Here is a 12934-nt window from a genome sequence, read left to right on the forward strand (position 1 = left end):
AAATCATCAACAGCTTGTTTTATTTTATATTCAGCACACAACAATCGTATTATTCTATTTCACGGAAGACTTGCAGTATCTCGTTAGGCGAGGCTCCTGTACAAACATAGGTTGCTGATCTGACGACGTCGAGAGACGCCCAAGATTAGGACAGGTTACATCGAGTCAAGGTGTAACCCAAAGTAACTTCCTCATTTCTATGGGGATACGTTGTACAGTGCTAAAACCGAGACATGGAGATAGCGTCAGCACTCTCATATCTTGCTTCGCCCCATATGAGGACTGTTTATATTTTAAAACAGTAATCGGGGACTATTTATGACCTTTTCAAATAACATCACCGCGCAATCTGGCGCACACGATCTGACGCTCTCTAAAGGAAACAATCCGTCAGAACAAAATAACGGCATCCTTTCTTATATGAGTCAGGATTATATTTCTATCGCGCCAGGCATTACGATAGAGAAAGCCCGTGAACTCTTTTTTGCCGGGATCAAAAATGACCAGATCCCGCCGCAAATATTCGTTGTGGATGGCGAAGGTTATCTGCTCGGACTGGTATCCGCGAAGAAGCTTCTCCAGGCCGATAACAATACGTTTGTTAGCGACCTGCTCCGGAGAGTTTATTTTTCTATTAAACCTGACCATTCCAAACACGAGACCGTCATCCGTATCAAAAAATCGGGCTCAAACTACGTCCCTGTCTTAAACGACGGTAAAGTCATTGGCGTGCTGGGACCTGAGGAAATTGCCCGTCTGATGGAAGATGAAAATACGCTGGATGTGCAGCTCCAGAGCGCTTCATCTCCACTTGAAATACCTTACATGCAAAACAGCGTGTTTATGTTGTGGCGTAAAAGATCGGTCTGGCTACTGTTACTCTTTGTGGCGGAGGCTTATACCAGCACGGTATTAAAGTCATTTGAAGCGCAACTGGAAGCGGCTATTTCACTGGCGTTCTTTATTCCGCTATTAATCGGTACCGGCGGAAATACCGGCACGCAAATTACTTCGACCATCGTGCGTGCCATGGCATTAGGCGAAGTGGGATTAAAAGATATCGGCGCTATTTTGCGCAAAGAAATATCCGCATCGGTGCTGATTGCTATCACCATCGGTACCGCAGGATTCTTCCGCGCGTGGATGTTGGGCGTGGGTATGGAAGTCATGATGGTGGTCAGTCTTAGCCTGATTGCGATTACCGTCTGGAGCGCTATCGTTTCGTCGATTATTCCCATGCTGTTGCGCAGAGTGAATGTTGATCCGGCGGTTGTTTCAGCGCCGTTTATTGCCACACTTATCGACGGCACCGGACTGGTGATTTATTTCGAAATTGCCAAAGTCATGATGACCGAACTCGCCTTCTAATTCTGACTTTTGATTCCAGGCCCATCAAAAACCGATGGGTCTGGTAAGACCCGCAGTCAGTCACCTCACCTGGCTGTGAACATTTTTTTACCTCACAGAATTTAATTCCCCGCGCATTTTGTGGTTCATGCCATTGCAAGCAGCGCTTACTCTCCGTAAAATCCCGCGCCTTAGTGTTACTCACCATTTTTATGCAGAAAAGCATAATAATTATTCTGTCTCTATTGTGAATTTTACAGGACTGTAATGGAAAAGAAGCTTGGCCTCGCAGCGTTAACTGCCTTGGTTTTGAGTTCAATGCTCGGTGCTGGTGTATTTAGCCTGCCGCAAAACATGGCGAGCGTGGCAAGTCCGGCAGCATTGCTGATCGGCTGGGCCATTACGGGTGCAGGCATTTTACTGCTGGCACTGGCCATGTTGGTGTTGACCCGTTTGCGTCCCGACCTTGATGGCGGGATTTTCACTTATGCACGCGAAGGTTTCGGTGAGCTGATCGGTTTCTTTTCAGCATGGGGCTACTGGCTTTGTGCCGTTATCGCCAACGTTTCATATTTAGTTATCGTCTTCTCGGCGCTGAGTTTCTTCACCGATACGCCAGAATTACGCCTGTTTGGTGATGGCAATACCTGGCAGTCGATTGTGGGTGCTTCAGTATTGCTGTGGATGGTGCACTTCCTTGTACTGCGTGGTGTACAAACGGCTGCCAGCATTAACCTTGTCGCCACCCTGGCGAAGCTTCTGCCATTAGGTCTGTTTGTGGTACTGGCGGCGATGGCCTTCAAACTCTCAACCTTTAGCCTCGATTTCAGTGGGATTGCACTGGGCGTTCCGGTATGGGAACAGGTCAAAAACACCATGCTGATTACACTGTGGGTATTTATCGGTGTTGAAGGTGCCGTGGTGGTTTCTGCTCGTGCGCGCAATAAAAATGATGTCGGTCGCGCCACGTTGCTGGCAGTGATTGCCGCGTTAGGCGTTTATCTGCTGGTGACGTTGCTTTCTCTGGGTGTCATTGCACGTCCAGAACTTGCCGGGATGCGTAACCCGTCGATGGCCGGTTTGATGGTTGAAATGATGGGCCCATGGGGTGAAGTCATTATCGCCGCCGGGCTGATTGTTTCGGTGTGCGGTGCATACTTAAGCTGGACGATTATGGCCGCCGAAGTGCCTTTCCTCGCCGCCACTCACAAAGCCTTCCCGAAAATTTTCGCTCGTCAGAACAAAAACAATGCGCCCTCTGCGTCACTGTGGCTCACCAATATCAGCGTACAAATTTGCCTGGTGTTGATTTGGTTGACCGGGTCGGATTACAACACTCTGTTGACCATCGCTTCAGAAATGATTCTGGTGCCCTATTTCCTGGTCGGTGCCTATTTACTGAAAATCTCCACCCGTCCGCTGCATAAGGCGATTGGCCTGGGTGCCTGCATTTATGGCTTGTGGTTACTTTATGCGTCGGGTCCGATGCATTTACTGCTTTCAGTGGTACTGTATGCGCCTGGTTTATTAGTCTTTATGTACACGCGCAGCACTCATACGCATGAGATTGGGCTGAATCTGAGAGAAAAATCAGTGATTGCCCTGATGCTGGTGGCTGCGTTTCCGGCTACGTGGATGCTGGTGAAGTAACGCATTTCATCGTCGCAAAACAGGTCAGAAAAAGGAGCCACAAATGGAAATAGCAACATCCGCACGTCCAGTTCTGATTACCGGAGCGGGTAAACGAATTGGTCTGGCTTTGGCTCAACATTTTCTGGATAGACAGCAACCGGTGATCATCAGCTACCGTACGCGTTATGCGGCGGTAGATGCGCTTGAGCAAGCGGGTGCGATTTGTTTGTTCGGGGACTTCTCGACCAATGACGGTATTGAGCAGTTTGCGAATGCCGTGAAACAACAGTGCAGCGGTCTGCGGGCAGTTTTGCATAATGCCAGCGCCTGGCTTCCCGAGTCACCGGCACTCTCACCTGCTGACACTCTGACGGCGATGCTGCAGATTCACGTTAATGCGCCCTATCTGCTCAATCATTACCTAGAGCCTTTGTTGCGCGGGCACGGCCATGCCAGTGCCGATATCATTCACTTCACCGATTATGTGGTCGAACGCGGCAGCGATAAACATATTGCCTATGCTGCCAGTAAGGCCGCGCTGGATAATATGACACGCTCATTTGCCCGAAAGCTGGCTCCTGAAGTTAAAGTCAATGCTATTGCCCCCGCGATGATTATGTTCAACGAGCATGACGATGTTCAGTATCGGAAAGATGCGCTCAACAAATCACTGATGAAAATCGCGCCTGGCGAGCAAGAGATTATTGCACTGGTCGATTATCTGTTCAGTAGCCAATACGTCACCGGCCGAACCCATGCCGTTGATGGCGGCCGCCCGCTTCGGTGAATCTGTTTATCCCTCATATATGGTGTTAGCGCTGCAACCAGGGTATGTTTTTCTTTTTATTTGATGTGCTGGCCATGAACAAAATCGTATACGTAGAAGACGATCCGGAAGTAGGAGCGTTGATTGCCGCTTACCTCGGCAAACATGACATTGACGTTATCGTCGAAAGCCGTGGAGATTGTGCGGAAGCGACTATTGCGCAACATCGTCCGGACCTCGTGCTGCTCGATGTGATGCTGCCGGGTAAAGATGGCATGACGTTGTGCCGTGATTTGCGCCCGCAGTGGGATGGCCCGATTGTCTTACTCACCTCTCTGGACAGCGATATGAACCATATTTTGTCGCTCGAGATGGGGGCTAACGATTATATTCTTAAAACCACCCCGCCTGCCGTTCTGCTCGCACGTCTTCGTCTACATCTGCGCCAGCGCGTTTCTGCACAACAAACCGTCGAAAGCAGCACCAATGCGCTTAAACCTCACAAAGCGATGCGCTTTGGCACATTGTGCATCGACCCGGTAAATCGGCAGGTCACTTTGGGGAGCGAAACCATTACGCTCTCAACAGCGGATTTCGATTTGCTGTGGGAACTGGCTACCCATGCAGGACAAATCATGGACCGCGATGCATTGCTCAAAAACCTGCGCGGCGTGACATACGACGGGTTAGATCGCAGCGTGGATGTGGCGATTTCTCGCTTGAGAAAGAAACTCTATGACAGCGCCACTGAGCCTTTCAGAATAAAAACCGTGCGCAACAAAGGTTACCTGTTCGCTCCTCACGCCTGGGAGAGTGAAGCCTAAGCTTGTGAAGGTGAAATGCTTCACTTTTGAACTCATCACCTATTGAGTCAACGACGCGTTTTCGGAAATGACACTGCTTATGCCGAATTCGCGTCCTGCATATTTTTCTTCCCAACACAGGATCGATTAATTAAGTCCCACGGACTATAGAAACAATCACGTGCGTTATGATAGATTCCACTACAAATAATCTCACCCTTAAAAACACAGATTAATATTTCATAAAAAGAGTGAGTTTATTATTTTAGTGCGTTTATTTTGTTACCAGGCTGTGCTTTATAAAAACAAGACAACACCATTATTGATACAACTCTTTTATTTGTTGTAGGCATGTTATTAACAATAATTAAAAAAGACTATTAAATGCTTTATTTTGGACATTGATAACTTAAATACATGTAGAAAAATAGACAATTTCAGTACCGCCTTTAAAACCAAAATATGGGTTTCAAAACTCAGTGACTTGCTTAAAAACAACCCTTAATGAGCTTAATTGCTTTAGGTAATTTTGTGATAAAAGAGTGGCTTCACAACAACATTCTGCGTCGTTTAAATAACAGCCAGGTCAAGTTATTAAACAATCGCTATGCCAATGCCATTATCGCCAGCACCATGGCTATCGTTCCGATTTCGATTGTACGAGGGCTTGTGATCACGGCTTCGGTAATCTGTGACACTGCGGGATTTAACCACGCCGCCGTTTGGTTCATGCAGTTGCAGATCGGTTTTTTGGCCCTGGCACCGCTGGTGATGAACATCTATATCGCCGTGCACTGGGCTGTGAGAAATCGTAGTTCCCAAATTTACTGTATTGCCCTTAGCATCAGTACTCTGATGATTTTCCGTCGCATACTGGATGATAATGCCCAGTTTTACCTCGACATCAGTATTCCCATGGCGCTGGCATCAGGACTCATCGGCAATGTGTTGCAGGAGATCGTCAGTAAAAAGCTGCTCAAAATCCGTAAATGGAATGATAACAATAACGTTACGGTAATCTCCTTTTTTGCCACGCTGGGAATTATCGCCCTCTTTAGCAGCATCATAAAATTAGGTGCTGATATTTATGTCGCAAATGCGATGCATTTCTTTAGCTCTTTGTCAGTCTATTTTTATCCGACCGATTTTTTACACGGCATTTCGTATGTCTTATTGCGCAGCGTGCCCTGGTTCTTTGGCCTGCACGGTTATTATCTATTTATGGACATTGATGTCGCGTTTAATGCTGCGGCAAAAGTTAACATCAGCGAATGGCATGCGGGACATAGCGCGCTCAATATTCTCAGCCCTGTGTTCTATGACATGTGGTGTAATTCTGGCGGTACCGGAAATACGCTCAGCCTGATTATCTGTATTTTAATGCAGAAAAAGAGTCTGCACCGACGCTTACTGAGTATCGCCGCCCCGATGGCGCTGTTTAATATCAATGAACCACTGATTTTTGGCTTCCCGATTGTCCTCAATCCGGTAATGATTATTCCCTTTGTTCTGACGCCGTTAATGGCCTATTTGTTGGCATACGGCGCGACCTGGATGGATTTCATCCCGCGCATTTCCGAAATCGTCAGTTGGTCAACACCGGGTCCACTTAAAGTGTGGTTAGCCAGCGGCCATTCAATCAGCGCCGTCATACTTTATCTGCTGCTGCTCGTCCTTGGGGTGGTTATTTATCGCCCGTTCGTCAAAAGCTCGTTCAGCCAGTCTGTAGCTGCAAACACTAACCCGGATTTGCTGACGGGTGAGATGAAAGTCAATCCTCCGGCTGACTTCGAGATGGTGCCAAATTACACCCATGTTGTTGAGCACAACAGCCATTTAGAGGCCCAGCGGCAAATTGAGAAGCTGCAAACCAGTGGGCAATTCATCCTCTATTTCCAGCCACAGGTACGGATTGCGGATAACAAAATTGTCGCCCTTGAAGTGCTGATCCGCCACCAAAGCGACTCCGGGAAAATCACTCCACCTGTATTTCTGAAATACTATGAGCAGACCGGCATGATGCCGGAGATTGATTTCTGGGTGATGGAACATGCCCTGGATTATGTTCGCGAGCATATGTCAGACAGCGAAGCAATGACGCTATCAGTGAATATTTCACCTCAGACGCTGATCGACTATCGGCTGCTCAGCGTAGTTCGCAAGGTGATGGCGACTCCCCTGCCGGCTGGCTGGAGCCTGGAGTTTGAGATAACCGAATCACAAAAGGTTCAGGATCCGGTTCGGGTTGCTGACGTGCTGGAAGAACTGCGCGGTCTGGGGATCAAGATTGCCCTGGATGACTTTGGCTCCGGATACTCAACGCTGCATTATCTGACACGCTACCCGCTGGATAAAATCAAACTCGACCGTTCCATGGTGCTGGGTTTAGCTAAACCGGACGGATTTAGTTTCCTGCAACAGGTCGTGAAATTATGCGCGGTGATTCAGTGTGAAATCCTGATTGAGGGTGTGGAAACTCAGGATGAATTAGAACTGGTGCAAAAGGCCGGAATCGAGTTGTGTCAGGGTTTTCTCTTCTATCGCCCGCTACCGGGAAATGCGGTTTGCCCGTTGCTGAAGGAACCTCGCCCGCAATCCGTTCACACTCTTCAACCGATTACCGTTGCGGGGTAGCGCCCTCCTTTCACCAGGGATATTCCTGACTTCTGCATGCCAGATATTGTAAGCAGGGACAAACCCTGCTTACATAGCCAGCCAGATGGGGCATGAAGACGCTACCACGACGTCGCGCTTGTCCCCATAGCGATCCTGTTTTGCAGGATGCTGCTACAACCAACTGATAAGCCGGTGATTTTCGTTGAAAAAGTTATTTATTCAGTTCTATCTCTTGCTGTTCGTCTGCTTCCTGGTAATGACCATGCTGGTTGGCCTGGTGTACAAATTCACCGCCGAGCGTGCTGGCCGTCAGTCGCTGGATGATTTAATGAAAAGCTCGCTGTATTTGATGCGCAGCGAGTTGCGAGAAATCCCACCGCGCGACTGGAACCGCACCATCAAAGACCTCGACCTTAACTTGTCGTTTAAGCTACACATCGAGCCGATAGACAAATTCAGGCTCGATGAAATGACCATGCGCCATTTGCGCGATGGGGAAATTGTCGCCCTCGACGATGAATACACCTTTATCCAGCGGATCCCGCGCAGCCATTATGTTTTGGCCGTCGGTCCGATTCCCTATCTCTTCTTCTTGCATCAAATGCGTTTGCTGGATGTCGCGCTGATGGCGTTTATCGCGATCTCCCTCGCCTTCCCGGTCTTTATCTGGATGCGCCCGCACTGGAAGGACATGCTGAAACTGGAAACGGCAGCGCAAAGATTAGGCACAGGGCATCTTGATGAGCGTATCCATTTCGACAGTGCTTCAAGTTTTGAGCGATTAGGCGTGGCATTTAATCAGATGGCTGACAGCATCAACGCGCAAATTGCCAGTAAGAAGCTGCTAATTGACGGCATCGCTCATGAGTTGCGAACGCCGCTGGTGCGCCTGCGTTATCGCCTCGAGATGAGCGACAACCTGACGGAAGCCGAATCGCTGGCGCTAAACCGTGATATTGGTCAGCTCGAAGCGTTGATTGAAGAGCTGCTGACTTACGCCCGCCTCGACCGCCCACAAACCGAGTTGCAACTGGCCAGTGTGGATGTCCCTCGCTGGCTCGACGAACATATCGCTGATGTGAGAATCATTCATCCTCAGCTCGATATTCAGCTCGATACCCCGTCAGCGGGTAATTTTGGGTTGATTGATCTGCGCCTGATGGAGCGTGTGACCGACAATCTGGTCAATAACGCGCTGCGTTACAGCAAGGAGAAGTTGCGAATCAGTCTGTGGCTCGACAACAAAACCGCGATTTTGCAAGTTGAGGACGATGGCCCGGGCATTCCAGCCGAAGAGCGTGAGCGGGTATTTGAACCGTTCGTTCGCCTCGACCCTAGCCGTGACCGTGCCACTGGCGGATGCGGATTAGGACTTGCGATCGTTCATTCTGTCGCGACAGCGATGGAAGGTTCGGTGGGTGTGGATAGTGGCGCACTGGGTGGCGCGCGCTTCCGTTTTAGCTGGCCAATCAAAACTGAATCCCCTTTAGCATTAGCATCCGTCACACCTCGCCGCTAAAAATCCATTTTCCCCTGCCTGACCATCACAACGCCGATGGTCAGGTTTGTTTCCCTGTGTTATAAATCAATAAGTATGTTGTAACTAATGGGTGACAGAATGGCAAAATATGATTTGATTGAGCGCCTGAACAGTACCTTCCGCGAGCTTGAGCGCGATTTACATCAGCTTCGTGAGCAACTCGACAGTTACCGACTATTGGTTGGCCGTGTGTTCACCTTGCCGACCGTGGAGAAAGGGAAGGAGCATGATGCCGTCAGCAAAATAGAAGTCACGCAGTTACTGAGTCGAGCGGCCCATCAGGCCACCCTTTCCCACTACACACGATTGTTTATCCAGCAGCAGTCGGAGAAAACCAGTAGCAAAGCCGCTGTCCGCTTGCCTGGGGCTGTTTGTTATCAGGTTGATGAGACAGAGCGCGAGCAAACGCTGGCTCTGATTGAGCGCATTAATCTGCGCAAACAAGAGTTTGAAAACATTGTCAGTGTGGAGTCAGGTTTAGCCAGCGTGCAACGTTTTGAATGGGTGCATCGCCAGCTTCCAGGGCTAATCACGCTCAACGCTTATCGCACTATTACGTGGCTTGATAACCCAACCACGCTCAATTTTGGCTGGGCGAATAAGCAAATCATCAAGAACTATTCGAAGCGTGAAGTTATCGACATCCTTGAAAAGAGCCTGAAAGCGAACCGCGCCGTGCCTCCGTATACTCGCGATCAATGGGCGGAACAAATTACGCGAGAACTCAATGATATCAGCCGTTTGTCGGATTATACGCGTCTGAAAATTAAGCGCCCCGTCAAGGTACAGCCTGTGGCTCGCGCCTGGTATCAGGCACGCAAAAAACAGGTGCAACATGCCTGCCCTTCGCCGCTGATCGTATTGTGTAATCCCGACAACGGCGAGACGCTGCCAGATATTGGGGAGTTACTGAATTATGATGCGGATAATATTCGCCATCGCTATAAGCCGGATGCGCAACCCTTGCGGCTGGTGATCCCGCGCCTGCATCTGTATTGCGAAGAATAGAAGCAGGCGCGATAACGCTTACTGTTTCATGCTGCCGACCATCTCTTCCGGGCGCACCCAGGCATCAAATTCGTCTTCGGTGAGATAACCCAGTTTTAAGGCTGACGCCTTCAACGTCAGCCCTTCTTTATGGGCTTTTTTGGCGATTTCTGCGGCCTTGTCGTAGCCGATATGTGTGTTAAGCGCCGTCACCAACATCAGCGATTCATTGAGTAATTGCGTAATCCGGTCACGATTCGGTTCGATTCCCACCGCGCAATGCTCGTTGAAGCTTTCCATGCCGTCAGCCAACAAACGCACCGATTGAAGGAAGTTATGAATTACCATCGGGCGATAAACGTTAAGCTCAAAGTTACCGGAAGCACCACCCATATTGACCGCAACATCATTGCCCATCACCTGGCAACACAGCATGGTCATCGCTTCACACTGGGTAGGGTTGACCTTTCCGGGCATGATTGAGCTGCCGGGTTCGTTTTCAGGAATAGCGATCTCGCCAATCCCGCAACGCGGCCCTGAGGATAACCAACGCACATCGTTGGCAATTTTCATTAACGATGCCGCCAGCCCTTTTAATGCACCATGGGAGTGAACCAGCGCATCGCAAGTTGCCAGCGCTTCAAATTTATTCGGCGCAGTGATAAACGGTTGGCGCGTTACCTCAGCCAGTTCTTTTGCGACGCGTACCGCGTATTCAGGATGGGTATTCAGCCCGGTTCCCACTGCCGTCCCGCCTAATGCCAGTTCTGCCACGTGCGGCAAACTGTTGTCGATATGTTTGAGGTTATGTTCAAGCATCGCCACCCAGCCGGAAATCTCCTGGCCGAGAGTTAACGGTGTCGCATCCTGCAAATGGGTACGGCCAATCTTGACGATGTCGCGGAAAGCCTCAGCCCTGGATTGTAACGTCGCTTTTAGCACATTTAATTGCGGGATAAGCTGTTCGCGTACCGCAATGACTGCCGCAACATGCATCGCTGTGGGAAAGACGTCATTGGAACTTTGACTCTTATTCACGTCGTCGTTGGGATGAACTTTGCGTTCCATCCCGCGCACGCCGCCAAGAATTTCGCTGGCACGATTTGCCAGTACTTCGTTCATATTCATGTTGCTCTGAGTCCCAGAGCCTGTTTGCCAGATGGCGAGCGGGAACTCGTCGGGATGTTGGCCTGCCAGCACTTCATCGGCCGCCTCGATAATGGCTTTCCCTCGGGTGGGTTCCAGCAAGCCGAGATCCATGTTCACCTGCGCCGCAGCCCGCTTGGTTAACGCCAGTGCGTGGATCAGTGCTGTCGGCATTTTCTCTGTGGAAATGCGGAAGTGCTCAAGAGAACGCTGGGTTTGTGCGCCCCACAATTTATCTGCCGGGACGTCAATTGGGCCCATTGAGTCTTTTTCACTACGAACGGTTGCCATTTCTTTCTCCTTAGATTTGAGCCGTCCTCCAAAATAATTCGATGAAGGAGGATAAAAAAAACCGCCCTTATGGGCGGTTTGAGAGAGTTACTTCACGCATCGCGTACATTGCGAGGCGTGTATTTTCTGGAAGAAGTCATTGCCCTTGTCATCGACCAGAATAAACGCCGGGAAGTCTTCGACTTCGATTTTCCAGATAGCTTCCATCCCCAGTTCAGCGTATTCGACACAGGTCAGGCTCTTGATGCTTTGTTGCGCCAGAACTGCCGCCGGGCCGCCGATACTACCCAGATAGAAACCACCGTGTTTGTGGCAGGCATCGGTCACTTGTTGGCTACGGTTACCTTTCGCCAGCATCACCATACTGCCGCCATTGGCTTGCAGCAGATCGACATAGGAATCCATACGCCCTGCGGTTGTTGGCCCTAATGAGCCTGATGCATAACCGTCTGGGGTTTTGGCCGGACCTGCGTAATACACCGGATGATCCTTGATGTATTGCGGCAAGCCTTCGCCGTTGTCGATACGCTCTTTGAGTTTAGCGTGGGCGATGTCACGTGCCACAATAATCGTGCCGCTTAACGAAAGACGAGTAGAAACAGGGTATTGCGACAACTGTTTTAAGATTTCACTCATCGGGCGATTCAGGTCGACTTTAATCGCCTCACCTTCCCCCGCCTGGCGCAGCTCCTGCGGAATATATTTGCCAGGGTTATGCTCGAGTTTCTCAATCCAGATACCGTCACGGTTGATCTTCGCTTTAATGTTGCGGTCAGCGGAGCACGAGACGCCCATACCTACCGGGCATGACGCCCCGTGGCGCGGCAAACGCACAACGCGAATATCGTGGGCGAAATATTTGCCACCAAACTGCGCACCCAGTCCCAGATTCTGCGCTTCCTTCAGCAACTCTTCTTCAAGCTGCACATCGCGGAACGCCTGGCCGTGTTCGTTACCTTCGGTTGGTAGCCCGTCGTAATATTTGGTGGACGCTAGTTTGACCGTTTTGAGCGTAGCTTCAGCTGAAGTCCCGCCAATCACAAACGCGACATGGTACGGCGGACATGCGGCGGTACCGAGGCTACGCATTTTCTCGACCAGATAATCTTTCAGGCGGCCTGGGCTTAGCAGCGCCTTGGTTTCCTGATACAGGTAAGTTTTGTTTGCTGAACCGCCGCCTTTGGCGATGCAGAGGAATTTGTACTCGGCACCGTCGACGCTGTACAGGTCGATTTGCGCTGGCAAGTTGGTGCCGGTGTTGACCTCTTTATACATGTCCAACGCGGCGTTTTGTGAGTAGCGCAGGTTATCTTCGATAAAGGTGTTGTAGACGCCGCGAGAAAGCGCTTCTTCATCACCGCCGCCGGTCCAGACACGCTGACCTTTTTTACCCATAATGATTGCCGTGCCGGTGTCCTGGCAGGTCGGCAGAATGCCTTTCGCAGCGATTTCGGAGTTGCGCAGAAATTGCAGCGCGACGTACTTATCGTTTTCGCTGGCTTCAGGATCACTGAGGATATCGGCCACTTGCTGTTGATGGGCCGGGCGCAACATGAAAGAGGCATCGTGGAAGGCGTGTTGGGTCAGTAACGTGAGGGCTTTGGGGTCAACTTTCAGGACTTCCTGCCCTTCAAACTCTGACACTGAAACGTAATCACTGCTGAGCAAGTAGTATTCAGTTTCGTCTTTTTTTAACGGGAACGGCTCTTGATAATGAAAGGCTTTATTCGACATTGTTCTCTCACTTACGACATCAATAATTATCGTTTTGATCCTTAGACCCTATAGATTTCAAGTTGCGGGTTG

Annotated in this window: 9 protein-coding genes and 1 riboswitch; of the genes, 7 read left to right on the top strand and 2 right to left on the bottom strand. The window is 50.0% G+C overall.

Annotated elements, in window-relative coordinates; genetic code table 11:
• Positions 1 to 72: 72 nt before the first annotated feature.
• Positions 73 to 246: riboswitch (M-box (ykoK) riboswitch) on the top strand.
• Positions 247 to 318: 72 nt separating this feature from the next.
• From WBL83_RS01110 to tus, 7 genes are all read left to right on the top strand, one after another.
• Entirely contained in the window at positions 319 to 1368 is a 1050-nt protein-coding gene (locus WBL83_RS01110; RefSeq protein ID WP_424587409.1) for a magnesium transporter, read from the top strand.
• Positions 1369 to 1614: 246 nt separating this feature from the next.
• On the top strand, positions 1615 to 2997 hold the full coding sequence (locus WBL83_RS01115; protein ID WP_424587410.1) for an amino acid permease: 1383 nt from the start codon (positions 1615 to 1617) through the stop codon (positions 2995 to 2997).
• 43 nt (positions 2998 to 3040) lie between these two features.
• A complete protein-coding gene (folM, locus tag WBL83_RS01120; RefSeq protein ID WP_424587411.1) occupies positions 3041 to 3766 on the top strand; it encodes a dihydromonapterin reductase in 726 nt (241 codons plus the stop codon).
• A 74-nt stretch (positions 3767 to 3840) separates the two neighbouring features.
• On the top strand, positions 3841 to 4569 hold the full coding sequence (gene rstA, locus WBL83_RS01125; protein WP_424587412.1) for a two-component system response regulator RstA: 729 nt from the start codon (positions 3841 to 3843) through the stop codon (positions 4567 to 4569).
• A 483-nt stretch (positions 4570 to 5052) separates the two neighbouring features.
• Entirely contained in the window at positions 5053 to 7182 is a 2130-nt protein-coding gene (locus WBL83_RS01130; RefSeq protein ID WP_424587413.1) for an EAL domain-containing protein, read from the top strand.
• A 184-nt stretch (positions 7183 to 7366) separates the two neighbouring features.
• Positions 7367 to 8683 (top strand): two-component system sensor histidine kinase RstB, encoded by a 1317-nt coding sequence (gene rstB / locus WBL83_RS01135; protein ID WP_424587414.1) that lies wholly within the window; start codon positions 7367 to 7369, stop codon positions 8681 to 8683.
• A 99-nt stretch (positions 8684 to 8782) separates the two neighbouring features.
• Positions 8783 to 9712, top strand: coding sequence for a DNA replication terminus site-binding protein (gene tus, locus WBL83_RS01140; protein ID WP_424587415.1), 930 nt, complete (start codon positions 8783 to 8785; stop codon positions 9710 to 9712).
• An 18-nt stretch (positions 9713 to 9730) separates the two neighbouring features.
• Here tus and fumC read toward each other — a convergent pair whose 3' ends face one another.
• Both fumC and fumA read right to left on the bottom strand, forming a co-directional pair.
• Positions 9731 to 11128 carry a class II fumarate hydratase gene (fumC, locus tag WBL83_RS01145; protein ID WP_424587416.1) on the bottom strand — a complete coding sequence of 466 codons (1398 nt, stop codon included), beginning with the start codon at positions 11126 to 11128 and terminating at the stop codon, positions 9731 to 9733.
• A gap of 87 nt (positions 11129 to 11215) precedes the next feature.
• The gene (gene fumA, locus WBL83_RS01150) at positions 11216 to 12862 is read right to left on the bottom strand and encodes a class I fumarate hydratase FumA (protein ID WP_424587417.1); all 1647 of its coding nucleotides are present in this window, start codon (positions 12860 to 12862) and stop codon (positions 11216 to 11218) included.
• Positions 12863 to 12934 lie beyond the last annotated feature (72 nt).

Origin of the sequence: Buttiauxella sp. (genome assembly GCF_049686335.1) — a bacterium.
Taxonomy (GTDB): domain Bacteria; phylum Pseudomonadota; class Gammaproteobacteria; order Enterobacterales; family Enterobacteriaceae; genus Buttiauxella.

Bases quoted from the DNA above. Each gene is read 5' to 3' on its own strand.
- fumC (WP_424587416.1), bottom strand. From the start codon at position 11,128: ATGGCAACCGTTCGTAGTGAAAAAGACTCAATGGGCCCAATTGACGTC.
- tus (WP_424587415.1), top strand. From the start codon at position 8,783: ATGGCAAAATATGATTTGATTGAGCGCCTGAACAGTACCTTCCGCGAG.
- fumA (WP_424587417.1), bottom strand. From the start codon at position 12,862: ATGTCGAATAAAGCCTTTCATTATCAAGAGCCGTTCCCGTTAAAAAAA.
- folM (WP_424587411.1), top strand. From the start codon at position 3,041: ATGGAAATAGCAACATCCGCACGTCCAGTTCTGATTACCGGAGCGGGT.
- WBL83_RS01130 (WP_424587413.1), top strand. From the start codon at position 5,053: ATGAGCTTAATTGCTTTAGGTAATTTTGTGATAAAAGAGTGGCTTCAC.
- rstA (WP_424587412.1), top strand. From the start codon at position 3,841: ATGAACAAAATCGTATACGTAGAAGACGATCCGGAAGTAGGAGCGTTG.
- WBL83_RS01110 (WP_424587409.1), top strand. From the start codon at position 319: ATGACCTTTTCAAATAACATCACCGCGCAATCTGGCGCACACGATCTG.
- WBL83_RS01115 (WP_424587410.1), top strand. From the start codon at position 1,615: ATGGAAAAGAAGCTTGGCCTCGCAGCGTTAACTGCCTTGGTTTTGAGT.